Origin of the sequence: Paenibacillus pabuli, from assembly GCF_039831995.1 — a bacterium.
In the GTDB taxonomy this organism is placed as follows: Bacteria; Bacillota; Bacilli; order Paenibacillales; family Paenibacillaceae; genus Paenibacillus; species Paenibacillus pabuli_C.
The window spans coordinates 2,211,796-2,237,062 of sequence record NZ_JBDOIO010000003.1 but is presented as its reverse complement, the minus strand read 5'-3'; the positions used below and the strand labels follow the sequence as shown (position 1 = coordinate 2,237,062).

Genomic DNA, 25,267 nt, shown 5'->3' with positions numbered 1-25,267 from the left:
CTTCATGAGGGAGGCTTTTTACGATGAGTACGGTAGACCGTATCTTAGATAAAGCCCTTCGGGGCGAACGTTTAGACCTGGAAGACACGATTCAGCTGTTTGAATCGAACGAAGTCGACAAAATCGGGGCAGCTGCCAATGTGGTTATGAAACGCATGCACCCTGAGCCATACAGAACATTTGTTATCGGGCGTAACGTCAACTACACCAACGTGTGTGATGTGTACTGCCGTTTTTGTGCTTTCTATCGCAGACCTGGATCAGATGAAGGATATGTATTGCCGGACGAAGTGATCTTCCAGAAAATTCAGGAAACACAAGATGTAAACGGCACTGAGATTCTGATGCAAGGTGGAACGAATCCGAACCTGCCTTTCAGCTATTACACGGATCTGTTAAAAGCAATCAAGGAACGTTTCCCGAACATTACCATGCACTCCTTCTCACCAGCAGAAATTATGAAGATGGTAGAAGTATCCGATGGACTTACTTTGGAAGAAGTAGTACGTGCCATTCACGAAGCAGGATTGGATTCCTTGCCAGGTGGAGGCGCTGAAATTCTGGATGACCGTACACGCCGCAAAATCAGCCGTCTGAAAGGTTCATGGCGCGACTGGATGGACGTTATGCAAACAGCTCACCGGATCGGGATGAACACAACGGCAACGATGGTCATTGGTTTGGGTGAATCGATGGAAGAGCGCGCACTGCACCTGCTTCGTGTACGTGAAGCTCAGGATGAGTGCATTGCGAACAAATATGACTCAGAAGGCTTCCTGGCATTCATTCCTTGGACGTTCCAACCGGATAATACGAATCTGAAACTGGAGCGCCAAACTCCGGAAGAATATCTGAAGACGGTAGCGATCAGCCGTCTTGTGCTTGATAACATCAAGAACATTCAATCCTCATGGGTAACCATGGGCCCTGAAATTGGTAAGAAATCACTCGAATTTGGCTGTAATGATTTCGGCAGCACAATGATTGAAGAGAATGTCGTATCCGCAGCGGGTGCTACATACAAAGTCAACATTGGCTCGATTCTTCAGCTCATTCGTGAGGCGGGTTATATCCCGGCACAGCGTAATACAAGATACGATATTTTGCGCATGTTCGATGAAGAAGAGAATTCAGTACAGCAAGATTTTGTCATGCAGAACTAATAAAGATATATCCATATATACGTATGAGATTGAAGACCACTGGTTACCCATGAGAAGGGAATCAGTGGTTTTTTGTTGAATTGTCGTCGTTAGGAAACATTCCGAGGTCATGAAAGAGTACATATTACGCATATGGCGATATTCTATATTAATATTGAACTGTTAAAATGAAAGAAATGGAGCAATAGACATGCTGGGAAGGAGCTAGGCAATGAAAAGAAGAATCCTTGGCAGGACCGGTTTGGACGTACCTGTGTTGAGTTTTGGGGCATCTTCCCTGGGTTCGGTATTTCGCGATATTGATCGCGGAGAAGGTATTCGTACGGTACATGCAGCTCTGGATGCTGGAATGAACTATATAGATGTGTCCCCCTACTATGGTCTAACCAAAGCAGAGACGGTACTTGGAGAAGCGATACGAAGCCAGCCGCGAAGCTCTTATATTTTATCAACCAAGGCTGGGCGTTACGGGGAGAATGAATTTGATTTTTCCCGTAAGCGCATTCGGGATAGTGTACAGGAAAGTTTGAAACGATTGCACACCGATTATATTGATATTCTGTTCCTGCATGATATTGAGTTTGTGCCGGCAGAGATCATTATTGAAGAAGCCTATCCAACCTTGCTGCGCCTTAAAGAGCAGGGCGTAATTCGTCATGCGGGGATCTGTGGCCTGCCGTTACCCATGTTTGAGAAGGTGCTACCGCAGATTGATGCCGATGCCATCATTTCATATTGTCACTATGCATTGAATGATACATCGCTGCTGTCCTTGTTGCCCTTGTTGGAAAAAGAGGGAGTTGGCCTCGTTAATGCTTCGCCTCTCTCCATGGGCTTATTAGGAACAAGAGGAACGCCTGCCTGGCATCCTGCAGAGGAGCGCGTCAAACAAGTCTGTCTGGAAGCTGCGCAGTTCTGTGCAGAGCAAGGCACGAATATTGCCATGCTGGCTGTGCAGTTTGCTACGGCAAATGAACAGATCCCAACCACACTGGTGAGCAGCGCCAGTGAACTCAACATCCGCCATAATGCGGCGTGGGTGGACGAACCTCTCGATGAAGAGCTTTTGGCAGAGGTATTACGTATTCTTGCACCCGTTCATAACGTGACATGGGCAAGTGGTCGTCCCGAGTATAACGAACCATTGCAGAGAGCAGCGAAGGGGGAACAGTGATGAAGGCTGTTGTGTGTGAAGAGATCAATCGATTAACAATACAGGATATCGACGAACCTGTTCGAGCCCAACATGAGGCCATTGTAGACATAAGGCGGATTGGAATCTGCGGGACGGATCTGCATGCCTATAAGGGCAACCAGCCCTTTTTTACCTATCCTCGTATTCTGGGACATGAACTGTCAGGGATCATTGACGACATAGGTCCTAATACAGCCGGGCTTCAAGCTGGGGACCAGGTTAGCATTATCCCCTATTTGCACTGTGGTCACTGCATAGCCTGCCGAACAGGCAAAACGAATTGCTGTGCATCCATGCAGGTCATGGGAGTACATGTGGATGGAGGAATGCGCGAAAAAATCAGTGTCCCTGTCTCCCATTTAATTAAGGCGGAAGGACTGACCCTGGACGAAGCAGCGATGGTTGAACCACTCAGTATCGGTGCCCATGCCGTAAGAAGAGCGGGTCTGCAGCCTGAGGAGCAGATTATTGTAATTGGGGCAGGGCCGATCGGACTTGGAGTGATGGCGTTTGCCAAACAGGCTGGGGCCCGAGTGATCGCCATTGATCGGAACCTGGACCGAATGGAACTAAGCCGTACCTGGGCTGGAGCAGATGTTGTAATACAGGCAACGGATCAGGTGGTGGAGCGGGTAGCCGAAGTGACAGAAGGTGATTACGCTACCGCTGTATTTGATGCAACAGGCAATGTACAGTCCATGAATGAGGCCATTCGATATGTAGCTCATGGAGGACAATTGATTTATGTAGGTTTGGTCAAAGCTGATATTACGTTTCATGATCCTGAATTTCATAAACGGGAGATGAGCATACTGGGCAGCCGCAATGCAACGCGTGCGGATTTTGAGCACGTTATATCGACCTTACGGCAGAAGGAGCTCAGCATGGATGGCTATATTACCCATCGGGAACATTTAACTCAGCTGCCTTCCTCCATGGACAAGTGGTTGCTGCCAGATACACATGTCATAAAAGCTATAGTTGAACTGTAAACATATCGAAGTTGAGAGCAAACAGGAATTCAAGCATAAAAAACTCTCTCTAAGCTGAAGTGATATCTTAATCACTGCGTTTAGAGAGAGTTTTTTTTGGTTCAAGGCGTGGTAGTCATTTCTCCGAGTAGGTGACAATTCCAGCGTGCGGATCTATATGGCGCACAATGGATTTCAACCACACCATCTCCAGAAAATGAACTTCATAGTACAATGCCCCCGGGATATTATGAATCCATCCTTCAGCAGGAACGGAAGAAGCAAGTTCAGATGATGGCACAGGAGATCCAGGTTCCCGTCGCAGACGTTTGCGAACGGCTTTTTCAACCTGCGAGCTTTGGGTAGTCAAAATGTACAATTTGCGAGTGGATGTGAATCCACGGAATGCAATATATACCATTTCATATGCAATAAGATAGGCAATCACAGAGTACATCGCTTGATCCCAACCAAAGACAACACCTGCAGCTGTCAGAATCAGCAAGTTGAGCAGCATGATTATTTTTTCGATAAGCATCCGTTTCCCGCTAAATACCCGTTCAGGTGGCCGGGAGGACGGATCACCGATTTCCAGCGTATCCAGTGTCCCGCCATACCGCACCACAAGTCCGATTCCAACACCCAGACATAATCCGCCAAACATGGCGGCAGCTAGTGGGTGTTCAACCAGCGGCGGCATAGGATGAAGCACGATGGCACCGATCGAAAAGACAACCAGACCCAGTACTGTAACCAATACGAATTTCTTTTGCACCAGCCTGTAGGATAAAAATATAAACGGAACATTGAATAGAAATAGGAACAATCCAATCCTCATCTCGGTCCAATGGGCGAACAGAGAAGATATGCCTGTAATGCCTCCAATAATAATCTTATTGGGATGCAGGAATAATTCAAGTCCCACGGAGGCGAGAATTCCACCTACGATTACCAGCATAAAATTCAGGAAGCGGCGCGTGGATGATATTCTGGTCTTGGCGGTTTGTGGCACCGGATTAGCCGATATCAGAGGTGCTTTCATAGGTCATCCTCCTTGGTGCGGCTGGAGCCATTCTCCCTGGGTGTTCACAGAAAGATCGGCGAAGAGCCGCGGTTTCGATCCCGTGCCTGTTTTTGAACAGACAGGGGTTTTTATCCTTCTTTCTGCAAAACCTTTGGTTCCTCTTTCTTTTTCCGAGGATCTTTGAACTTGAATATTTTATCCAAAATTCTAAACACATGTTTGGACTCTTTGGTCAGTAGTGGTCCAAGAATAGCCAGAATCAGTACATACAGTGCGGCAAACGGTTGGAGAAGCGGCAGAAGTCCACCGGCTTTACCCATGTTGGCCATGATGATTGAAAATTCACCGCGGGATACAATGGTTAAACCAATATTAGCAGAAGCTTTTGGAGACAGTCCCGCACTGCGTCCGGCCAGCATGCCTGCCAGGAAGTTACCGAATAGTGTAATGACAACAGCAATCAAAGCCAGCCATACGGCTTCTCCGCCAAGGGACAGAGGGTCGATGGACAATCCGAAGCTGAAGAAGAAGATGGCTCCGAAGAAGTCACGGAATGGCAGGATCAGATGTTCAATCCGTTTGGCATGTTCTGTCTCCGCCAGGACCAGACCAACGAGCAATGCACCAATGGCCTCAGCTACGTGAATGGTTTCGGAGAATCCGGCGACCAGGAACAATGCACCGAAAATCACAAGTGAGAACAATTCATTGGAGCGTATTTTGAGCAACTTGTTGAGCAGTGGTGTCGCTTTGCGACCCAGTATGATGACAATGAGCATGAATCCAAGCGCAATAAGCGCGGATACGATGACACCTCCGATAGAGGATGAGTCACTGAGCACCAATCCGGATAGGATGGAGATGTAGACAGCCAGGAACACGTCTTCAAACATGATTATCCCGAGAATCATTTCCGTTTCCGGATTGGCTGTACGTTTCAGATCCACTAACACCTTGGCCACGATGGCACTGGAGGAAATGGTGGTGATCCCTGCAATAACAAGTGCCTCAGCAGGTGGGAAATTCGATGCAAATCCGAAAATTAATCCAAGTGTGAAGTTAATCGCGATATAGATCGAACCGCCCACGGCAATCGATTTACCCGATTTGATTAGACGTCCAACCGAGAACTCCAATCCGAGATAGAAGAGCAGGAACAGGATACCGATCCGGCCCATAAATTCGATGAAGGGCTGGCTTTCGATAAAACGGAAGTCCAGATGCCATATTTTCATGGCATGTGGACCTACGGCCATCCCGATCAGAATGTAAAACGGGACGACCGAAAAACGTAATTTGGCAGACAAGAGGCCAGCGGCAGCAATGAGAACGAGTGCCAGACCAACTTCAAAAATCAGATGATCCATCGACTCACCCCCTTCCGGTCAGGAGGAGGGATTTGAAGAGTTTCTGCTGATTGCGTTCGCCAACGGCAACAACTGTAGACTCTGCAGTAATCACGACCTCAGGACCGGGGCTGATATGTTTTTTGTGGTTTTTCTCTACAACGGCTATAACCGTTGCCCCAGAGTTTTGACGTACGTCCAGTTCACCAATGGACTTGCCGATGCATCCATAGGAGGATTCGATTTTGTACCATTCGATAATCAGATCGTCAAAAGTAACTTCAATGTTTTCAAGCTGTTTCGGCTTATAGGTCAATCCGCCAACGATAGCGGCAATTTGTCTGGCTTCATAATCATCGAGCGTAATCATGGAGATGCTTTGATCTGGATCGTCGTATTCAAAATGGTACATTTCACGCCGTCCGTCATCATGAATAATGATGATAATTTTATCTCCACTGCTCGTTTCAACCTGAAATTTCTTGCCGATTCCCGGCAAATCTGTTTCACGTACATCCATGGATAGTATGCCTCCTTAAATTGAGGGCTGGCCACAGAAGACAGGCTTATTTCCCGAAAATAGAATGATCTGTATTTGGAAGGAACATTAAATGATGCGGGCAAACAGAGCCAGGTACTCCTGACACACAGCCGTATGCATTGAATTTTGAACAAAATTGGATATAACAAATACAACATCGTTACACTTATTCACTTGTCGTTATCTTACGTTTGCTTAAAGGGTTATAAGTTATGCACAAGTACACCGTCTATTGGACAGAGGTGTCTCTATGCATGGCAACCAAACATACGGTGCAACGCCTAGCGAAGGACGTTTACGTATCTTGGTGCAGTAGGGGCGAGGGACAAATACATGCTGGTGAATTTAATGGGTAGCAGAAATAATCTGCGCTTAAACAGACAAATCAACGGTTTAAAGGGCAGACGCGGAGTAGGAATTCGCAGCATCAGCAATAAGGCAAGCACCAGAAATACAGGCTTGTTATTTGTCACTGCAATCAGCTTGACCATGACTTGCGAGTATTTGCGGATAGCAGGTTTTTGCTGAGTCTCGGGTATTTGCAATAACACTTCCTTGTTGGAAGTGGCATCAACGGATACGCCAACAGCGGATTCTGTCTGCATCGGAATCGGGAAGCACAACGCTTGGAACAAACACAAAATGATGATGAAAACACTGCGGAGCATTCTTGGTTGTTGTCTCATTTTGGCTTCCCCCCTTTTCCGTGAAACATACTGTTATCAAAATAATAACACATTTTTGCCGGAACTCCAAACCCTTTACAAATATACTGAGAAATGATGACACGCTTTCCATCAATCCGCTTCGTATATACCCATCGGCCTTGCCATATACTTTGAACAGAAGGAAAGGAGTGATTCTTGTGGAGCTGTTCGCCGTATGGACCGATGTGTCAGGGCAGGAGGAAGCAGATCAATTTTATCGCTGCATCAAAGAGAAAACCAAAGGTTTACATATAAGCAAAAGAGGTTTCCGGCTCACCTTCAAACATAATGACGGTAAAGCAGCCTGGGTCTGCCGAGGGAATGAAAATCATGTGGACTTTCAGCAGTGGCTGCCTCAAATCAGTGATTTGCTTGCCAAAGGACTGGCTGATTTTATTATGGATACCCGGGAGCGCTCCATTGTAGAAAACATGATTTCCAAGGCTTGTTCCGTTATGGACGAATATGAAGTGGAGAAGGTGAACCGGATCTGCATGCCCTTGTTATTCAACGGTGATCTGGATCAGCCGGGACTTCGAGAAAAACGGCGTTTAACACTCGCAAATGGTCTTAGACATGATCTGGAGGAGGTTCATTTCTTTCACCTTGAAGGCATTCTCCATTTTCGAATGAAGCAATACAAACAGGAACTGCACGAACTGGTGGAATATGCACTGGATGAGTTCTGGATGGATCGTCAATACGAAGAGTTCATGGGACTGCTAAAGTACTTTGTGTTCTTTCAGGAGGCCAAAGTACCTCTAGTCCATCTGGTACACAAAGGCTCGCATGAATTTCAGGTGCTTGATGCGGGGCTGAACCTGCTGCCTGTGCAAAAAGATGAGCAAGTCGTCGTGGAGATGCCGGGTCTCGAACTGGAAATGGATATTGAAGACATGATTGTAAGCACACTTATATCGATATCTCCCGAAAAAGTGATGCTGCATACGAACACACCCGATCTGCCGATTATATCGACGATTCGCCAAATCTTCGAGGACAAGGTGCAATTATGCCATCATTGCCCGGAGTGTGAAGTGCTTCGTTCAGGCTTATTGTCAGGCCTTGACGCAAGTGATCTCGGCAATTATAATAACTGTTGATCCATGAATTAATGAACATGTTTTTATGGATGAACTCTACTAATTAAGCAAAAGCGTTGACAAAGACAAGGACCATACGCTCGGTCGGTGCAGAGAGAGGGAACCAGGCTGAAATTTCCTCCGGATGCCACGTTTGGTTTACCCCTTTGTAGCTGCAGTTTTGAAAACGGAGATGGATCGATATTTCCGTGAGTAAGGATATGCCGGGTCATGCCCGTTATCGTCATGCCAATGAGGGCTGTACTTTCAATTATAGAATGAAACAGCTGAACTAGGGTGGAACCACGAGTATACAACACTCGTCCCTTTGCCGGGACGGGTGTTTTTTGCGTTCTTTGCCAATCAGCAGGAACAGCAATAGATCATCAGTCCATGATATTGATGGACAAGGTTACATTTACAGGAGGAATGAGACAAATGGCAGTTAACATTAAACTACCGGATGGTTCGGTACGTGAGTATGCCGATGGCAGCAGCATTGAGGACGTAGCAGCATCCATTAGCAGCGGATTGCGCAAAAATGCCGTAGCAGGCAAATTGGATGGAATCGTAGTGGACTTGTCGACACAACTTCATGAGGGAGCTTTGGTAGAGATCGTGACTTTCGATTCACCAGACGGACTTGAAGTTATGCGTCACAGTACAGCTCACTTGCTCGCTCAGGCTGTGAAGCGTCTATACGGCAGCAAAGAGGTTCACCTGGGTGTTGGACCTGTTATCGAAGATGGATTCTACTATGATATGGATCTGGAGCATCCACTTAACCCGGAAGATCTGCAAAAGATCGAGAAGGAAATGGAACGGATTGTTAGTGAAAACTTGCCGATTGTACGCAAGGAAGTTAGCCGCGCTGAAGCAATCAAAACGTTTGAAGAAGTGGGCGATCCTTACAAACTCGAATTGATTCGTGATTTGCCGGAAGAAAGTGTTATCACTATTTATGAGCAGGGCGAGTTCTTCGATCTGTGCCGTGGGCCACACGTACCTTCCACAGGCAAAATCAAAGTGTTCAAACTGATGAATGTTGCTGGTGCATACTGGCGTGGGGACAGCAAAAATAAAATGCTGCAGCGTATCTACGGTACGGCTTTTGTGAAAAAGGCTCAGCTTGATGAGCACCTGCACTTCCTTGAGGAAGCACGTAAACGGGATCACCGTAAGCTGGGTAAAGAACTTGAGATGTTCACGTTCTCCCAACTGGTTGGACAAGGTCTGCCAATCTGGCTGCCAAACGGTGCCAAACTGCGTCGTACGTTGGAACGTTACATTGTGGATTTGGAAGAAAGCCTTGGATACCAGCACGTGTATACTCCGGTTCTAGGTAATGTGGAATTGTACAAAACGTCTGGACACTGGGAGCACTATCAAGAGGACATGTTCCCGAAAATGGTTATGGATAACGAGGAACTCGTTCTTCGTCCAATGAACTGTCCGCACCATATGATGGTGTACAAGTCCAGCATGCACAGCTACCGTGACCTGCCGATTCGGATTGCTGAGCTCGGCATGATGCACCGATACGAGATGTCGGGTGCTCTGACAGGGCTGCACCGCGTTCGCGCGATGACCCTAAACGACTCACACATTTTCTGTCGTCCGGATCAGATCAAGGAAGAGTTCGCTCGTGTTATTGAATTGATCCAAACGGTTTACAAGGATTTTGGTATTCATGAATATCGCTTCCGTCTGTCTTACCGTGATCCGCAGGATACCGAGAAATACTTCCAAAACGATGAGATGTGGGAAATGTCCCAACGCATGCTGCGTGAAGTTGTGGAAGAACTCAATTTGCCTTTCTATGAAGCAGAAGGTGAAGCGGCGTTCTATGGTCCGAAACTGGACGTGCAGATCAAAACAGCACTGGGCAAGGAAGAAACGTTGTCTACTGTACAACTGGACTTCCTGCTGCCAGAACGCTTCGAACTGGAATATGTTGGAGATGACGGACAGAAACATCGTCCGGTCGTTATTCACCGCGGCGTAATCAGTACGATGGAACGCTTCACTGCATTCTTGCTGGAAAACTTTGCGGGCGCATTCCCACTGTGGCTCTCTCCTGTTCAAGCAAAAGTCATTCCAGTATCCGGAAACTTCGACGAGTACGCACGTGAAGTGGAAGCAAAACTGAAGCGCGCGGGAATTTCTGCGGAGGCTGACTTGCGCAACGAGAAGCTTGGATATAAAATCCGTGAGGCACAGCTTGAAAAAATGCCATATATGTTTGTCGTTGGTGAAAATGAACGCAGTGCTGAATCCGTGTCCGTGCGTAAACGCGGAGAAGGCGATCTCGGCATGAAACCTGTGTCTGAAATCGTGGCTCAATTAAAAGAAGAAATTAGCACAAGATCCATATAATATTACGCAGTGATGAAAGACCGTCTGGAGCATGGCCCCTAAACCATGTCCTCTGGACGGTTTTTTTTGCTATCTATGTAATGGGATACACCGGAGTAGGAGCATGTATAACCATTTTGCTTTTTGGAAAACCTTTGCAGTAAGGGGGAGGTTTTAAAATGAAAAAGCAAAATGCAATGAAAACAAAACAATTACGGGTTCTCATTTCGAGCATTGCCATATCAATCGGGTTGGTCTTGACTTGGAATCAGGCAGAGGCTTATACATTCGAAGAGGAAAATGCGGTGCTGCATGTAACCAAGAGGCAGGATCAGGCAGCAGCGCAGCAAGTTGGAATCCAGCCCAAGGTGTCGATCCATGATTATAAATACAGTGATCAGGCACAGGTCACGACGATGGTCTATATGGCATTATTGTGGTCTCCACAGCCCATTGTCATTCCTAAGCCTGATGTTCCTGGCAAGCAGCTCGCGCTGGACCCATCCATGCCGGTGATGGCACCACGCTCGGAACAGGTGCTGGGCACGCAAAAGGTGACCGCGACAGGTTACACGGCGGGTGTAGAATCAACCGGAAAAGGTCCGAAGCATCCTCAATATGGTATTACTTACTCTGGAGTGAAGGTACGAAGAGATAAGGAGACGGTGTCAACCATCGCTGCTGATCCCAAATTATTTCCTCTTGGTTCTATTCTCTATATTCCCGGGTACGGTTACGGCATCGTTGCGGACACAGGTTCAGCTATCAAGGGTAATAAAATCGATCTTTATTTTCCGACAACGAAGCAAGTTTATAAGGAATGGGGCAAGAAGGACGTCGAGGTACAGGTGATCAAACAAGGTGATGGAAAGTGTACGGAAAAGATGCTGGACGAGTTGTCTGAAGCCATCGATGTGTACAAATCCGTGCCAGATTCATGGTTAGACAAGGCCGTTTAATTTGGAATGTTAAGGATGAATAACTGAAGTACTCTCTTCACATAATACTGACTGGGGACGAACCCCGCGCAGCAGCAGTGCAGCGTAAATATGAAGAGAGAGGTGATTCGTTGTGGCTAAAAGAACACAAGGACAAGGGTATCAAACGCCAAACGAGAAGTACAATGCAGAGTTTGGGCAAGAAACTGCGGCAAGCAAAGTGAAACAATCCGAGCAAAACAAAGTACAGGAAAATTTCCAAACACCTGATGAAAAATACAATGCAGAGTTCGGTGTAGAAAACACTGGACAAACAGGCCAAGTAGGCCGCGCAGGCAAATTTCAAAAATAAATAAAGATTCATGCACCCTGGGGCAAATGCTCCAGGGTGTTTTGATTTTTGGGATCTTACATAAATATCCTCCCGCCTCAGTCTCGAGACCGAGACGAATTCCATCTGCCGCCGCTGTTAACCAACTCTTGTCTGAGGTACACTGGATACAGAATACAGACGAAGGAGACATGAGCGATGAAACGATCTATGCGAGACCGCTGGTGGGTTGGCATACCGCTGATTGCTGTTGGTGCGATCATTTTATTTCGGCAATTGGGTTATGACATTGATATAGGATATATATTCAGAACATATTGGCCGCTGTTTTTAATCTGGTGGGGCGTCAAAGGAGTGACCGAAATTCGTCGCAATGGTGGTTACGCCATGATCGGACCTGTCATTGTACTGGCTATAGGCGGATACTTCCTGTCACGAAATCTCGGCTGGATTGACTATTCCATGGGTGAGTTCATTCGTTATCTCATTCCAATCATGTTGATTGGCGGTGGACTGTTTGTCCTGATCGGGCCTCGTCGCCGTGATCGCAAACATCAAGACCAAATGCAGCCACCTCCGCCGCCCGAACCTTATCAACCTTTGTCTTCCGAGGATTTGGAAATGCCTTCTTCTTTTGATGAACAATTCGAAAAGACGTTTGGTAAACCTGAACCGGAACCAAAAGACGATCATTCCGGTCCTTTCTATACAGGGGCTCAAGGTGAAACGCATCAGGGGCATCAGCATCAGGGACATCATCATAAGAAAAAACATCATTCTCATGGTCCAGATGGTAACGGGTATGGAAAGCACTATAATGATGGCGGATACGGTAGTGAATATGAAGATTACGGCAGCAGAAATACCATTAACAAATCAGCTTTTATTGGTGATCTCTACATGGGACAGGAAGTGTTTTCCCTTAAACCAATGAATATCTCGGCGTTTATCGGTGATACGGTTATAGACTTGACGAAAGCACAAATCCCTTATGGCGAGACCAAAATCAACATTTCTTCTTTTATTGGGGATGTTAAGGTATTTGTACCGGCAGACATGGATCTGGGAGTTACCGTCACGACTAACTCGTTTATCGGAGATATGTCTCTGCTGAACCAAAAACGGGGTGGATTTCTCAGCAGCGCGCAGGCTGAAACTTCCCATTACCGCGAAGCAGGAAAAAAGGTGCGGATCGTAGTAAGTGTATTTATCGGAGACGTCAAAGTAAATAAGGTGGGTTAACGCATGATTCGAACGATTCTCAAAGCCAACAAGTGGGAACTGATGATGTATTTTGCCCTGACGGGGCTGATTACACTGGGCGGGTTCTACTTGCTGTATGGAGAGGTGCTGATGGGAACAGGACGGCAGCGTGCTTGGACGTATGTTGCTGTCGTCGTGCTGGCGACTGTGGTTACTGGATATATTGCTGCACTGCGGCTTCAGCGCAAAATCGATCTTCTGGATCTGAATATGCTGAAAGTATCCAAGGGGAACCTAGCCGTTCGCATGCCTGAAGCAGATGATGCCTCGTTCGGCCGGGTATACCAGGAGTTTAACGTAATGATGGATTCGATCGAGAAAAAAATGAGACTGCTTCAGCGCCTTGGTGAGCAGGAAGTCATCGAAAAAGAACAGGCTTCCGAAAGGGCCGTTCTTGAAGAACGCAGACGGATGGCGAGGGACCTGCATGATACGGTCAGCCAGCAGTTGTTCGCCATTCATATGTCAGCGTCCTCCTTGCCACGACTGCTGGAAATGAATCCGGAACATGGACATAAGGTACTGGAGCAATTAATCCAGATGTCGCATGTCGCACAACGACAGATGCGCGGTCTCATTGCACAGCTTCGTCCGGTGGAGCTTGAGGGCAGGGATCTGGCTGAGGCACTGGATCGATGGTTTCCGGATTATTGCAGACAGAATGGATTAAAGGGAGTAAAAGAGCTGGAACTGGATGGCGGTGTCTCGGATGCCATCGAGCACCAGCTGTTTCTTGTTATTCAGGAGGCCGTTGCCAATGTGGTGAAGCATGCGGAGGCTGGTCTTGTCAGTCTGTCCATACGGGAGAGCGAGCATCAGATCAGCATGAGCATAAGCGATGACGGTCAGGGCTTCATGCAGCAAGTTGAGCGACCAGGGTCCTATGGATTGTCCACCATGCGTGAACGGGCAGAAAAGCTTGGCGGAGATGTCCAGATTATTTCGAAACCGGGAGCGGGAACGACAGTACGGGTGCTTATCCCGAAATTCCCAGATGAACCAGAGGGGGAAACGGAATGAACGGAAAAGTGAATGTAATGATTGTGGACGATCATGATATGGTGAGAATGGGCTTAAAAACGTACCTGATGCTTGAGCCGACATTTCATGTCATGGGAGAAGCGGGAAATGGACAGGATGCGCTGAACCAGCTGCGCAAGCTGGATCAGAGTGAGATGCCTGATCTTATATTGATGGATCTGATGATGCCTGTCATGAACGGTGCTGAGGCTACGCAAGCCATCATGAGTGAATTTCCGGGATCCAAAATAGTGATGCTTACCAGTTTTCTCGAGGATGATCTGGTGGTGCAGGCCATTGAAGCGGGAGCCGTCAGCTATGTATTGAAGACTGTATCTGCTGAAGAATTAATCTATGCTCTTCAGGGAGCCTATCGGGGAATGCCTGTCATGACAGGAGATGTGTCCCAGGCGTTAACCCGGGGAATCAGGCAGCGCACGGCGAGAGAGAACGAATCCGGTCTGACCGAACGGGAGAAGGAAGTCCTTTTACTCATTGCAGAAGGCAAAACCAACAAAGATATTGGAGAAGAACTACATATTAGTATCAAAACCGTCAAAACACATGTAAGCAACCTGCTAATGAAGTGTGAATTGGATGATCGTACACAACTGGCCATTTATGCTCATCGTCAAGGTTGGGTGAAGAAGAAGGATTAAAATGCTGATTTAACGGGAAAAATGTTCTATAATTGCGTGCTTTTATCTCCTTTTTAATTGTTTTTAAGGTACGGTTAAGGTTTAAAGTACAAAATAAGGACAGTTAAAGAATATCTCTTGCGAAGAAGAGATTGGGAGGTAGAAAGCATGGACGAACGTAATTACAGACCGAACCGTCAAGACGAGGAAGACCAAACAAAGCAAGCGGATAACCGCAATACATCCGGAACAGACGAATCCTCTTATTATTATTCTTATGGACCTTTTCAGTCCGTGAATCAGGAAGATACAGCAAGCAGTCATGTGAATCATAGCGACCGTGAAGAAGGCAATGTACAGATTACGAGACCGGAGCCTGTCAAGCCGCTTCCGATGTACTACAACAACGGATCTTCTGAACAGGCGGGCCGCAGCAACGGAAGCAGCGGTACCGGGAACGGTGGAGATGGCGGAAATGGTGGCAAAAACGGAAATGGAAACTGGAATTACAATAACCGTAAGCCGCGCTCCTCGATCAGATCACTATTGTTTTCCTTTATTGCAGGGATGCTGGTCATTACGGTATTGATGTACACGGCAGATCGCACGAACCTGTTTACTCCGCAAGAAGCCTTAACAAGTGCAAAGAATCAGAGCACAAGTCAGGAATCCACTTCTACGAATACAGGCAGCAGCAACAATGTGACTGCATCACTTCTTCCAACAGGTAAAGAGGATGTCTCTTCTGTAGTGACGAGCACAAGTCCTGCGGTTGTCAAAATTGAAACTTTGGCTACCCAGTCCACACGTAGTGGAAGTCAAGGTGGATCCACAATGAGTGATCCACTCTATCAATACTTCTTCGGTAACGGAAGTAACGGTGGAATGGATAGCAACCAAGGCCAGCAGCAGCAGCAGCAGCAGGGAAGCAATCAACTTGTTCCGCTCGGCATTGGTTCCGGATTTGTTTTTGACAAAGAAGGATATATCCTGACAAACCAGCACGTTATTCAAGGTGCAGATGTCATTCAGGTTACATTGGAGAACAACAGCAAACCTTACGAAGCCAAACTGCTGGGAAGCAGCTTCGATCTTGACCTTGCCGTATTGAAAATCGAAAAAAACAGCGGTGACGATGATTTCCCTGTTGCTCCACTTGGCGACTCGAACAGCACGCAAGTTGGTGAATGGCTCGTTGCCATTGGTAACCCTGAAGGCTTCGAGCACACCGTAACTGCCGGTGTTCTGAGCGCCAAAGAACGTACAATCAGCATCCCGGACGAAGAAACAGGCAAAACCCGTGAATACAGCCACCTGCTGCAAACCGATGCATCGATTAACCCGGGTAACTCTGGTGGCCCATTGCTTAACCTTAATGGTGAAGTCATTGGTATGAACGTAGCCGTTAGCGCTGACGCGCAAGGTATTGGATTTGCGATTCCTTCGAGCGTTATCTCGGATGCCGTGAAATATCTGAAAGAAAACAAAGAGGTTCCAAAAGAGCCGGTACCGTTCATTGGTGCATCTCTAATGGCACTGACGCCTGAAGTGGCGAAACAAATGGGAACCGATATTACTGAAGGTTCTGTCGTAGCCAGCACCATCTACCAGTCTCCAGCTTATCAAGCCGATCTGCGTGCCTATGATATCATCACGGGTGCAAATGGAACGCCGTACAGCACAAGCCAAGACCTGATTGATTTCATCAAAACTCAGGAAATCGGCAGCGAAGTTACATTGAATGTGGTACGGGATGGCAAGAAGATGGATATCAAAATTAAAATCGGTAACAAAAACGACTATGATACTTCACAAACATCTGATCAACAGCAACAAACACAACCATAACTAAAATGGTAGTTCGAGGTTCAGAAGAGCGGAAGGGTTTGAGGGCCCTTTCGCTTTTTTTGTCCCAAAGTAGGTATGATCATAAATGCCAGGGATAGCTCGAAGAGACGAAAAAAGCTGCCAAGATGCAGATTGTGCTTCTGCCTGTTACAATGAAATTAAAACGTGAGAATAAAGGAGAAAGACCATGCGCTCAACTATTTTGATTGTGGATGATGATGAAAAAATCGTGTCCATGCTCCGCCGGGGGCTGGCATTTGAAGGTTATGAGGTGCAGACAGCCGCCAATGGGGCTGAGGGTCTCAGTAAATTGATGGATAAGGAACCAGATGTGGTGGTACTGGATGTCATGATGCCCCAGATCGATGGTTTCGAAGTGTGTCGCCGCTTAAGGGAAGCAGGAAGCAAAGTACCTGTGCTCATGTTAACTGCGAAGGATGAGGTTCAGAGCCGGGTGACCGGACTAGATACAGGAGCGGATGATTATCTGGTGAAGCCCTTCGCACTTGAAGAATTGCTGGCACGTGTCCGCGCCTTGTTACGCCGTAAATCGGACATTGCGGAAACGCCGGATAATCGGCTTGTCTATGAAGACATTATATTGGACAATGACTCTCGCGAAGTGCTGCGTGACGGCAAACGTCTTGAGCTGACAGCCAAGGAATTCGAGCTATTGAATTTATTTATGCAAAATCCGAAAAGAGTACTCTCCCGTGATCTGATCATGGATAAAATCTGGGGTTATGACTATAGCGGAGAATCAAACGTACTGGAAGTATATATAGCGATGCTCCGGCAAAAAACGGAAGAGCATGGAGGTAAACGTTTAATCCAGACGATTCGTGGAGCGGGTTATATTTTGAGAGGTGACTCCTGATATGTCCATTCGGTTAAAACTAACCGCATGGTATTCTGGCATCTTGGCAGCTGTGCTTATTTTTTGGGGTGTCGTAATCTATGCCTTTGTATATTTCAATACGTATCAGGAAGTCGAACAGCAGCTAAAGTCGAAGAGTGCACGAATTACGGACCAGATCGGGGTTAACCCGCTATCTCAAACGCTTGATCTGGACCCATTTACCGAGAGTCAGCTGCAGGAAGCTCAAATTTATATTCAACTCTGGGATTACCAGAGCCAGTCCGGCAAAATCTCTGGGAACATGGAGAAGGTTCGCATCCAATTCCCTGTTTTGAAAACGAATGAAATATTGGAAAAACGCGGGATATCCAAGATATACGTGAATGGGACTCCATTCTTAGTCAATCAGCAGCCCCTGTCTCTCCAGGGAACCAATGAAATCAGAGGGCTTCTTCAGGTCGGCGCCAATGTGAGTTCACAGGAACGATTACTGGAGGCACTGCTTAACATTTTGGTCTTTGGCTGGCTTGTAGCTATGGCGCTGGCGATTACTTCAGGTCTCATTCTTGCCCGCAAATCGATGCGTCCACTCGTCAATGTCATTGATGCAGCCAATCAGATTCAGTCCGGCGATGACCTGAGTGTCCGGATACAGTATACCGGTCCCAAAGACGAAATTGGCCGTCTAATTGAAACGGTGAATAACATGCTCGAGCGGACAGAACTGTCTTTCCGCGGCTTGGAAGAAACGAATGCTGCTCAGCGCAGATTTGTGTCGGATGCCTCCCATGAGCTGCGTACACCGCTCACTACCATTCGGGGGAATGTGGATTTCCTGAAAAAGTTATGGGATCAGGAGGGCAACGATCGACCGAATCTGGATGAGGAGACCGTCAAGGAGATGTCGCTTGAAGCAATTGAAGACATGGCGGATGAAGGCAAACGCATGAGCAGGTTGATTAGCGACATGCTGTCACTGGCAAGGGCCGATACGGGACAGAAAATAGAATTGAATCCGATTCCGCTGCAAATTTTGGTGCAAGAGGTGGCACGCAGGGCGCATTTCCTGGATCACCAGGCGGAATGGCGGGTTGGCGATTTATCGATTTTGAATGGGATTTATGTGAACGGCAGCAAAGACTATCTTCAGCAGATGCTCTTTATTTTCATTGAAAATGCATTTAAATACACGCCGGACGGTTCGGTAACGCTTGATGCCATCCTATACAAAGGCCAGGTTGGCCTCCGGATCAGTGATACAGGAATCGGGATGGATAAGGATGAGGTACCGTTTATCTTCGATCGTTTTTATCGTGCGGATGAATCCCGCGGCGCTACACCGGGTATCGGACTGGGGTTATCCATTGCTAAATGGATTATTGAGGAGCATATGGGCTCCGTTGAGGTCGTGACCAGACGCGGTGAAGGAACGACTTTCATCGTCTGGATGCCGGTTGTCTTTGCTCCACCTATCGAATAAAGGTATAATAGACTGGACTGCAATTACATCGGCAGCGATGCCGAAAAAGAAAGCGGGTGGCAACCAAGTGGAAGTACTGCGAATTTCGCCGCGAGGGTATTGTTACGGAGTTGTGGATGCCATGGTATTGGCACGTCAGGCAGCACGTAATCTTGATTTACCACGGCCTATATATATATTGGGTATGATTGTGCATAACAAACATGTGACGGATTCCTTTGAAGATGAGGGAATCATTACACTGGATGGTCCGAACCGGATTGAAATCTTGAGTCAGGTGGAGAGCGGTACGGTCATCTTTACGGCCCACGGTGTATCTCCTGAGGTGCGCAAGATGGCACGGGACAAAGGGCTGACTACAGTGGACGCAACATGTCCGGATGTAACCAAGACCCATGACCTTATTCGGGAGAAGACGGCTGAAGGTTATCAGATCATCTATATCGGCAAAAAGAATCATCCTGAACCCGAGGGTGCTGTTGGGGTAGCGCCTGACCAGGTGCACCTGATTGAGAAGGAAGAAGAAATTGATGCACTGAATGTGCCATCTGGCAGAATTCTCATTACCAATCAGACAACCATGAGCCAGTGGGACATCAAACACATCATGAGCCGTCTTCTGGAGAAATATCCTGGTGCTGAAATTCATAACGAAATATGTCTAGCTACACAGGTTCGTCAGGAAGCTGTGGCTGAGCAGGCAGGTCAGGCTGATCTGGTTATCGTTGTGGGTGACCCGCGCAGCAACAACTCGAACCGGCTTGCACAAGTATCGGAAGAGATTGCGGGTGTAACGGCCTACCGCGTATCGGATGTGTCCGAGATCAAGCAGGAATGGCTGAAAGGTGTAAACAAGGTAGCTGTAACTTCAGGTGCTTCGACGCCGACACCAATTACGAAGGAAGTTATCCGTTATCTGGAGCAATATGAGCATGATCAACCGGAGACGTGGGAAATTAAGCGTACGGTCAACATGAGCAAGCTGCTGCCGCCAGTGCGGGAGAAGACCCGCACAACTTAACAAATACGAGAAATCCTGTGTTGCAGTCCCGAATTTGGGTTTGCAGCGCAGGATTTTTTTGTATGAAGAGGACCCGTAGTCACCTTGACATGAAAGGCAGACTATGATATATTTACTTTAGCGGATAAAAGCTTAAAAGCGAACAAGCGTTTAAGCGTGACAGAACTTTAAGTTATAATCAGACGCACATCGAAACAGTTAGGTGCTCTTATACAAGGAAGGATGGGAAATTATTATGATCGTTATTGCAGGTAAAGCAACACCAGAGGAACAGATTCAGGATATCGTCGCTGTGATTGAAAAGGAAGGGCTTCAGGTGCATATCTCTCGCGGGGAGGATCGTACCATTATCGGATTGATTGGTAAAGTGGAACCCAAAATGCAGGAGCACCTTCGTCAAATGAAGGGCGTAGAGAATGTCGTAAGAATCTCGAAGTCCTACAAACTGGCCAGCCGTGACTTCCATCCCGAAGATACCATCATTTCTATTAAGGGAGTCGATATCGGCGGAAAAGAACTCGTCGTTATGGGCGGACCCTGTGCGGTTGAATCTGCTGCCCAAATTGACGAAATTGCAGGTCTTGTGAAAGCAGCTGGTGGTCAGGTTCTGCGCGGTGGTGCATTTAAACCTCGTACAGGTCCATACAGCTTCCAGGGGACAGGTGTAGAAGGGCTCATCATGATGGCTGAAGCTGGCAAGAAACATGATCTGCTGACCATCACAGAAGTAATGACTCCGGAATACGTTGATATTTGCGCGGAGTACGCGGATATTCTGCAAGTCGGTACCCGGAACATGCAAAACTTCGATTTGCTGCGTAAGCTGGGTGAATGCGGTAAACCGGTATTGCTGAAACGCGGCTTCAGTGCGACGTACGATGAGCTGCTGAACGCGGCTGAGTACATCCTTGCTGGAGGTAACCCTAATGTAATGCTCTGTGAGCGTGGCATTCGTACGTTTGAATCCTATACTCGCAATACGCTCGACCTGTCGGCGATTCCTGTGCTGCAGTCTCTTAGTCATCTCCCTGTCATTTCCGATCCAAGCCATGGTACAGGACGTCGTGAGCTGGTAGAACCGATGACGAAAGCTTCCGTTGCTGCTGGTGCCAATGGCTTGATTATCGAGATGCACACAGATCCAGACAACTCCATGACAGGCGACGGGGTGCAATCCCTGTTCCCTGACCAATTCGCAAACTTGCTGCAGGATCTGGAGAAACTCGCTCCAATCGTGGGCAAAACGTTTAATACAGCCAAACAACCTGCTGAATTCTTCCCGGCAAGAGTAGGCGTATAAATCATATACACAATCCCAACACAATCGGACATTTCCCTTGTTTCGTTCTTGAGAATGAAGCAGGGGGGATGTCCGGTTTTTCATATCAAGTGGGTATTGAATGCATTTATTAATCAATAGTGATAAGAAACATTTATGATGTAATGTTTTTTCCATTTTTTAGGATGTTATTATGGTTACTTTACCGCATTAACTCGGTTAAATATGTTCTTAATCCCTTGTTAAGTGAAATTAGCAGATTTATAAAATGTAAGTATAGCTAACATAGTCGCAAAAAATACCTTACATAAGTATTGACGATGTCATGTTTAAGAATTTATAATGACGACAGAAAAAAATTCGAATATGGACATTTTCTTTCGTGGGGTTGTTTATTGTTCGGAATATTTGGGAGGACGAATACATGTCGGTTGAAAACGTATTGAAATCAATTCAAGAGAACAACATCGAGTGGGTAGATTTTCGTTTTGTAGATTTAGCTGGTCGTGCACATCACATCTCGTTGCCAGCTTCGGCTGTTGATGCAGACACGTTCGTAAATGGAGTAGCTTTTGACGGTTCTTCTATCCAAGGTTTCCGTGGAATCGAAGAGTCCGATATGGTTATGATGCCAGATCCTGAAGCGACTTATGTCGATCCGTTCACTGCACACCCTACATTGAATGTTATGTGTGATATCTTTACACCAGATGGCGAGCGCTATGAGCGTGACCCACGCAGCATCGCTGTTAAAGCCGAAGCTTTCCTGAAAGAGAGCGGTGTAGGTACAGCAGCATTCTTCGCACCTGAGTCCGAATTCTTCATCTTCGACGATGTACGTTATGAGAGCGGCACGAACAGCTCTTCTTACTACGTTGATTCCGAAGAAGCATCATGGAACACGAACCGCAAGGAAGAAGGCGGCAACCTGGGCTTCAAAGTTCGCACAAAAGGCGGATATGTACCTGTAGCACCGGTGGATACTCAACAAGATATCCGTAGTGAAATGTGTCGTCTGTTGGAAGAAGCTGGCCTGTCGATCGAGCGTCATCACCACGAAGTGGCAACTGCCGGTCAAGCTGAAATCAACTTCCGTTTTGATACGTTGAAGAAAACAGCAGATAACCTGCTTGTATACAAATACATCGTGCATAACACTGCACGTCAATATGGCAAGGTAGCCACATTCATGCCGAAACCATTGTTCGGTGATAATGGTAGCGGAATGCACGTTCACCAATCGATCTTCGATGGCGATTCCCCATTGTTCTACGACAAAGCGGGATATGCAAACCTGAGCGAAATGGCACTGCACTACATCGGAGGAATTCTGTATCACGCACCAGCTTTGATCGCATTGACGAACCCAAGTACAAACTCATTCAAACGTCTTGTACCTGGTTACGAAGCACCGGTAAACCTGGTTTACTCCAAAGGTAACCGCTCTGCAGCAGTACGGATCCCGGTTGCAGCCGTGACACCTAAAGGTTGTCGTATCGAGTTCCGTACTCCTGACTCCACAGCTAACCCTTACCTGGCATTCTCCGCAATGCTGATGGCGGGTCTGGACGGAATCAAACGCAAAATCAACCCAACTGAGCTTGGTTACGGTCCACTCGACAAGAACATCTATGATTTGTCAGATGCTGACAAAGAAAATATCCGCAGCGTTCCAGCTTCCCTGGAAGAGGCGCTTGATGCTCTGGCAGCAGACAATGAGTTCTTGACTGAAGGCGGCGTATTCACTAAAGAATTCATCGAGAACTACATCAACCTCAAACGCGATGAAGCAAAAGCAGTAGCGATCCGCATTCATCCGCACGAATACAGCCTCTACTTCGACTGCTAATCCAGTCGAAACATTCTGTACCTACAATTTAAGCCTCCGGGACTCGCTCTCGGAGGCTTTTCCATGAATAGACGATGCAGTACGTTAACTTTGCAGGGTGATAAAGTATTTTGATGACCCTAATTGCTAGCTTCAGTGCTTATTGCCCTTGATGCGGATAGGGAATACTGATATCATAGCGATAATATTCACTTCACATGTAAGCTACGGATGGAAAGGGCGGGGGAAAAATGACAAAGAGAGCGTATAATTTTAATGCAGGACCAGCGGCACTGCCACTAGAGGTTTTGGAGCGTGCGCAAGCAGAATTTGTTGATTTTCGTAATACGGGCATGTCGATTATGGAGATGTCTCACCGTGGGGCAGTGTACGAGTCCGTACATAATGAAGCACAGGAGCGTTTGTTGTCGCTCTTAGGTAATCCGAAGGGATACAAGGTTCTGTTTCTTCAGGGCGGAGCAAGCACCCAGTTCGCCATGCTGCCAATGAACCTGCTAGGGGCAGATCAAACCGCAAGTTATGTCATGACAGGCAGCTGGGCCAAAAAGGCGTTGTCTGAAGCGAAGCTGATTGGTGAAACCCACGTTGCAGCTTCTTCCGAGGCTGACAAATACATGAAATTGCCTGATGTATCGAATCTGAGTTTGCCTGACCGTACAGCTTATGTACATCTGACATCCAATGAAACGATCGAGGGTACGCAGTTCAAGTCTTTCCCGGATACGGGATCTGTACCGCTAATTGCTGACATGTCGAGTGATATTTTCTGTAAACCATTCGATCTTAATCAGTTTGGCATGATTTATGCAGGTGCGCAGAAAAACCTTGGACCATCTGGAATTACAGTGGTAATTGCTCGGGAGGAGCTCGTAAGCGAATCACCAAAAACGATCCCAACGATGCTTCGTTACAGTACACATACCGAAAACAATTCCCTATATAATACCCCGCCTTCTTTCTCTGTTTACATGGTAAATGAAGTTTTGAAATGGATTGAAGAACAAGGTGGACTGAAAGGGATCGAACAAAAGAACATCAAGAAAGCAGAATTGCTCTATAACACAATTGATTCCTCAGGCGGCTTCTACCGTGGCTGTGTCGATGCAGCAGACCGTTCCCTGATGAACGTGACGTTCCGTCTTGCTTCGGAAGAATTGGAGAAACAATTCATCAAAGCTTCCGAACAGGAAGGGTTCGTAGGATTGAAAGGACACCGCAGTGTCGGAGGTCTTCGTGCTTCCATCTACAATGCAGCTCCTTACGAGAGTGTTAAAGCCCTCACCGACTTTATGAGCCACTTTCAGAAGACAAATGGATAAATCATAGGGGAATGGATGACGGGCCTTATCGTTCCGATCCAGCCCTTCCAGAGCCTTCCACATTGACGTGTGGGAGGCTTTTCTTTAGAATTAGAGGATTGCAACAGATACATGAACTTAAAGGAGATTGAACACATATGGCTTTGCATATCGTTCTGGTTGAACCGGAGATCCCCGCAAATACCGGCAATATTTCTCGTACCTGCGCGGCTACGGGTACGCATCTGCACTTGGTTCGGCCACTCGGGTTCCGGACGGATGATGCTACCTTGAAACGGGCTGGCCTGGATTACTGGCATGCAGTTCACATTGAATATCATGATTCATTTGCTGAGGTTCAGGAAAAGTATCCGGAGGGTCGCTTTTTTTACGCAACCACGAAGGCGAAGAACCGCTATAGCGATTTTACATTCCAGGATGAAGATTTTTTGGTTTTTGGCAAAGAGACCAAAGGACTACCTCCTGAATTAATTGCTGCCAATCCGGAAACGTGTATGAGAATGCCCATGACAGGTGATGTGCGTTCATTAAACTTGTCCAATTCGGCGGCAATTATCGTATATGAAGCTTTACGACAGTTGAATTTCCCGGGCTTGGATTGATCTCGACTCGCGTATAAGTGCTTGTTAGAATTCGCTAAAAAAACATTTTTCAAAAAAAAGGACAAAAAATGTTTATTTCCAGCAGGATTCGACAAAATCTTGGCGAATCTTTAAACATAGTACAATTGTACCTAGAAATTTAGAGTAAGATAGGAGAGGTGTGCCGTAGCTATGAAGCCAGCTGGAGTAGTTCGCAAAGTTGACCAATTGGGTAGGATCGTATTGCCTAAATCTTTGCGTAAAAGGTATCAAATGAATGAGGGAGATCCTGTAGAGATCTTAGTACAAGGGGACCATATCATTCTGGAGAGATACCGTCCAAAATGTATTTTCTGCGGATCGATGGAAGAAGTCAATGAATTCAAAGAGCGTTACATATGCGCACAATGTCTAGATGAGATGACCCAGCTCCCACAGCACGGGTAAGCAAAAAAAG

General features: G+C 46.9%; 23 protein-coding genes. 19 read left to right on the top strand and 4 right to left on the bottom strand.

Translation table 11 applies throughout. The annotated features are described in order from the left end of the window. The first annotated feature begins 23 nt into the window (after positions 1-23). From mqnC to ABGV42_RS12000, 3 genes are all read left to right on the top strand, one after another. Entirely contained in the window at positions 24-1,163 is a 1,140-nt protein-coding gene (mqnC, locus tag ABGV42_RS12010) for a cyclic dehypoxanthinyl futalosine synthase (RefSeq protein WP_347381853.1), read from the top strand. 211 nt (positions 1,164-1,374) lie between these two features. Beyond that, positions 1,375-2,337, top strand: coding sequence for an aldo/keto reductase (locus tag ABGV42_RS12005; protein WP_347381852.1), 963 nt, complete (start codon positions 1,375-1,377; stop codon positions 2,335-2,337). After that, entirely contained in the window at positions 2,337-3,350 is a 1,014-nt protein-coding gene (locus tag ABGV42_RS12000; RefSeq protein WP_347381851.1) for a zinc-binding alcohol dehydrogenase family protein, read from the top strand. Before ABGV42_RS12005 ends, ABGV42_RS12000 begins: the two co-directional genes overlap by 1 nt. A gap of 115 nt (positions 3,351-3,465) precedes the next feature. Here the strand turns inward: ABGV42_RS12000 and ABGV42_RS11995 are convergent, their stop codons facing one another. From ABGV42_RS11995 to ABGV42_RS11980, 4 genes are all read right to left on the bottom strand, one after another. Next, positions 3,466-4,371: a YitT family protein gene (locus ABGV42_RS11995; protein ID WP_347381850.1), complete on the bottom strand. Its 906-nt coding sequence runs from the start codon at positions 4,369-4,371 to the stop codon at positions 3,466-3,468. Between the two features lie 110 nt (positions 4,372-4,481). Next, the gene (locus ABGV42_RS11990) at positions 4,482-5,720 is read right to left on the bottom strand and encodes a cation:proton antiporter (RefSeq protein ID WP_347381849.1); all 1,239 of its coding nucleotides are present in this window, start codon (positions 5,718-5,720) and stop codon (positions 4,482-4,484) included. Positions 5,721-5,724: 4 nt separating this feature from the next. Further along, the gene (locus ABGV42_RS11985) at positions 5,725-6,219 is read right to left on the bottom strand and encodes a cation:proton antiporter regulatory subunit (RefSeq protein WP_347381848.1); all 495 of its coding nucleotides are present in this window, start codon (positions 6,217-6,219) and stop codon (positions 5,725-5,727) included. A 302-nt stretch (positions 6,220-6,521) separates the two neighbouring features. Beyond that, positions 6,522-6,926 (bottom strand): hypothetical protein, encoded by a 405-nt coding sequence (locus ABGV42_RS11980; RefSeq protein ID WP_347381847.1) that lies wholly within the window; start codon positions 6,924-6,926, stop codon positions 6,522-6,524. Between the two features lie 170 nt (positions 6,927-7,096). Here ABGV42_RS11980 and ABGV42_RS11975 point away from each other — a divergent pair, with 170 nt between their 5' ends. The 16 genes from ABGV42_RS11975 to ABGV42_RS11900 all read left to right on the top strand — a co-directional run bounded on the left by ABGV42_RS11975 (position 7,097) and on the right by ABGV42_RS11900 (position 25,257). Further along, the gene (locus tag ABGV42_RS11975) at positions 7,097-8,050 is read left to right on the top strand and encodes a putative sporulation protein YtxC (RefSeq protein WP_347381846.1); all 954 of its coding nucleotides are present in this window, start codon (positions 7,097-7,099) and stop codon (positions 8,048-8,050) included. A 417-nt stretch (positions 8,051-8,467) separates the two neighbouring features. Further along, on the top strand, positions 8,468-10,405 hold the full coding sequence (gene thrS, locus ABGV42_RS11970; protein ID WP_347381845.1) for a threonine--tRNA ligase: 1,938 nt from the start codon (positions 8,468-8,470) through the stop codon (positions 10,403-10,405). Positions 10,406-10,563: 158 nt separating this feature from the next. Next, a complete protein-coding gene (locus ABGV42_RS11965) occupies positions 10,564-11,343 on the top strand; it encodes a 3D domain-containing protein (protein WP_347381844.1) in 780 nt (259 codons plus the stop codon). A gap of 112 nt (positions 11,344-11,455) precedes the next feature. After that, positions 11,456-11,674 carry a hypothetical protein gene (locus tag ABGV42_RS11960; RefSeq protein ID WP_095288277.1) on the top strand — a complete coding sequence of 73 codons (219 nt, stop codon included), beginning with the start codon at positions 11,456-11,458 and terminating at the stop codon, positions 11,672-11,674. A gap of 177 nt (positions 11,675-11,851) precedes the next feature. Continuing rightward, positions 11,852-12,895 (top strand): cell wall-active antibiotics response protein LiaF, encoded by a 1,044-nt coding sequence (gene liaF, locus ABGV42_RS11955; protein ID WP_347381843.1) that lies wholly within the window; start codon positions 11,852-11,854, stop codon positions 12,893-12,895. 3 nt (positions 12,896-12,898) lie between these two features. Next, a complete protein-coding gene (locus ABGV42_RS11950) occupies positions 12,899-13,936 on the top strand; it encodes a HAMP domain-containing sensor histidine kinase (RefSeq protein WP_347381842.1) in 1,038 nt (345 codons plus the stop codon). After that, the gene (locus ABGV42_RS11945; protein ID WP_347381841.1) at positions 13,933-14,595 is read left to right on the top strand and encodes a response regulator transcription factor; all 663 of its coding nucleotides are present in this window, start codon (positions 13,933-13,935) and stop codon (positions 14,593-14,595) included. The genes ABGV42_RS11950 and ABGV42_RS11945 overlap by 4 nt, the downstream gene beginning before the upstream one ends. A 147-nt stretch (positions 14,596-14,742) precedes the next feature. Next, positions 14,743-16,422 carry a S1C family serine protease gene (locus ABGV42_RS11940; RefSeq protein WP_347381840.1) on the top strand — a complete coding sequence of 560 codons (1,680 nt, stop codon included), beginning with the start codon at positions 14,743-14,745 and terminating at the stop codon, positions 16,420-16,422. Positions 16,423-16,609: 187 nt separating this feature from the next. Further along, entirely contained in the window at positions 16,610-17,299 is a 690-nt protein-coding gene (locus ABGV42_RS11935; RefSeq protein WP_347381839.1) for a response regulator transcription factor, read from the top strand. Between the two features lies 1 nt (position 17,300). Next, positions 17,301-18,761 (top strand): sensor histidine kinase, encoded by a 1,461-nt coding sequence (locus tag ABGV42_RS11930; RefSeq protein WP_347381838.1) that lies wholly within the window; start codon positions 17,301-17,303, stop codon positions 18,759-18,761. Positions 18,762-18,828: 67 nt separating this feature from the next. Continuing rightward, positions 18,829-19,782: a 4-hydroxy-3-methylbut-2-enyl diphosphate reductase gene (locus ABGV42_RS11925; RefSeq protein WP_347381837.1), complete on the top strand. Its 954-nt coding sequence runs from the start codon at positions 18,829-18,831 to the stop codon at positions 19,780-19,782. Positions 19,783-20,017: 235 nt separating this feature from the next. After that, a complete protein-coding gene (gene aroF, locus ABGV42_RS11920; RefSeq protein ID WP_347381836.1) occupies positions 20,018-21,082 on the top strand; it encodes a 3-deoxy-7-phosphoheptulonate synthase in 1,065 nt (354 codons plus the stop codon). Positions 21,083-21,485: 403 nt separating this feature from the next. Further along, positions 21,486-22,910 carry a type I glutamate--ammonia ligase gene (gene glnA / locus ABGV42_RS11915; RefSeq protein WP_095288270.1) on the top strand — a complete coding sequence of 475 codons (1,425 nt, stop codon included), beginning with the start codon at positions 21,486-21,488 and terminating at the stop codon, positions 22,908-22,910. A 230-nt stretch (positions 22,911-23,140) separates the two neighbouring features. After that, complete coding sequence (gene serC, locus ABGV42_RS11910; RefSeq protein ID WP_347381835.1) at positions 23,141-24,229, top strand: 3-phosphoserine/phosphohydroxythreonine transaminase; 1,089 nt, start codon at positions 23,141-23,143, stop codon at positions 24,227-24,229. A 137-nt stretch (positions 24,230-24,366) separates the two neighbouring features. Continuing rightward, the gene (trmL, locus tag ABGV42_RS11905; protein WP_347381834.1) at positions 24,367-24,831 is read left to right on the top strand and encodes a tRNA (uridine(34)/cytosine(34)/5-carboxymethylaminomethyluridine(34)-2'-O)-methyltransferase TrmL; all 465 of its coding nucleotides are present in this window, start codon (positions 24,367-24,369) and stop codon (positions 24,829-24,831) included. Positions 24,832-25,002: 171 nt separating this feature from the next. Continuing rightward, positions 25,003-25,257, top strand: coding sequence for an AbrB/MazE/SpoVT family DNA-binding domain-containing protein (locus ABGV42_RS11900; RefSeq protein WP_024629045.1), 255 nt, complete (start codon positions 25,003-25,005; stop codon positions 25,255-25,257). Positions 25,258-25,267: the final 10 nt, after the last annotated feature.

Excerpts from the sequence above, each read along its gene's own strand:
- aroF (WP_347381836.1), top strand. The coding sequence starts at position 20,018 with ATGATCGTTATTGCAGGTAAAGCAACACCAGAGGAACAGATTCAGGAT.
- ABGV42_RS11980 (WP_347381847.1), bottom strand. The coding sequence starts at position 6,926 with ATGAGACAACAACCAAGAATGCTCCGCAGTGTTTTCATCATCATTTTG.
- ABGV42_RS11990 (WP_347381849.1), bottom strand. The coding sequence starts at position 5,720 with ATGGATCATCTGATTTTTGAAGTTGGTCTGGCACTCGTTCTCATTGCT.
- trmL (WP_347381834.1), top strand. The coding sequence starts at position 24,367 with ATGGCTTTGCATATCGTTCTGGTTGAACCGGAGATCCCCGCAAATACC.
- glnA (WP_095288270.1), top strand. The coding sequence starts at position 21,486 with ATGTCGGTTGAAAACGTATTGAAATCAATTCAAGAGAACAACATCGAG.
- ABGV42_RS11930 (WP_347381838.1), top strand. The coding sequence starts at position 17,301 with ATGTCCATTCGGTTAAAACTAACCGCATGGTATTCTGGCATCTTGGCA.
- thrS (WP_347381845.1), top strand. The coding sequence starts at position 8,468 with ATGGCAGTTAACATTAAACTACCGGATGGTTCGGTACGTGAGTATGCC.
- ABGV42_RS11935 (WP_347381839.1), top strand. The coding sequence starts at position 16,610 with ATGCGCTCAACTATTTTGATTGTGGATGATGATGAAAAAATCGTGTCC.
- ABGV42_RS11900 (WP_024629045.1), top strand. The coding sequence starts at position 25,003 with ATGAAGCCAGCTGGAGTAGTTCGCAAAGTTGACCAATTGGGTAGGATC.
- ABGV42_RS11940 (WP_347381840.1), top strand. The coding sequence starts at position 14,743 with ATGGACGAACGTAATTACAGACCGAACCGTCAAGACGAGGAAGACCAA.
- mqnC (WP_347381853.1), top strand. The coding sequence starts at position 24 with ATGAGTACGGTAGACCGTATCTTAGATAAAGCCCTTCGGGGCGAACGT.
- ABGV42_RS11965 (WP_347381844.1), top strand. The coding sequence starts at position 10,564 with ATGAAAAAGCAAAATGCAATGAAAACAAAACAATTACGGGTTCTCATT.
- ABGV42_RS11985 (WP_347381848.1), bottom strand. The coding sequence starts at position 6,219 with ATGGATGTACGTGAAACAGATTTGCCGGGAATCGGCAAGAAATTTCAG.
- ABGV42_RS11995 (WP_347381850.1), bottom strand. The coding sequence starts at position 4,371 with ATGAAAGCACCTCTGATATCGGCTAATCCGGTGCCACAAACCGCCAAG.
- ABGV42_RS11950 (WP_347381842.1), top strand. The coding sequence starts at position 12,899 with ATGATTCGAACGATTCTCAAAGCCAACAAGTGGGAACTGATGATGTAT.
- serC (WP_347381835.1), top strand. The coding sequence starts at position 23,141 with ATGACAAAGAGAGCGTATAATTTTAATGCAGGACCAGCGGCACTGCCA.
- ABGV42_RS12000 (WP_347381851.1), top strand. The coding sequence starts at position 2,337 with ATGAAGGCTGTTGTGTGTGAAGAGATCAATCGATTAACAATACAGGAT.
- ABGV42_RS12005 (WP_347381852.1), top strand. The coding sequence starts at position 1,375 with ATGAAAAGAAGAATCCTTGGCAGGACCGGTTTGGACGTACCTGTGTTG.
- liaF (WP_347381843.1), top strand. The coding sequence starts at position 11,852 with ATGAAACGATCTATGCGAGACCGCTGGTGGGTTGGCATACCGCTGATT.
- ABGV42_RS11945 (WP_347381841.1), top strand. The coding sequence starts at position 13,933 with ATGAACGGAAAAGTGAATGTAATGATTGTGGACGATCATGATATGGTG.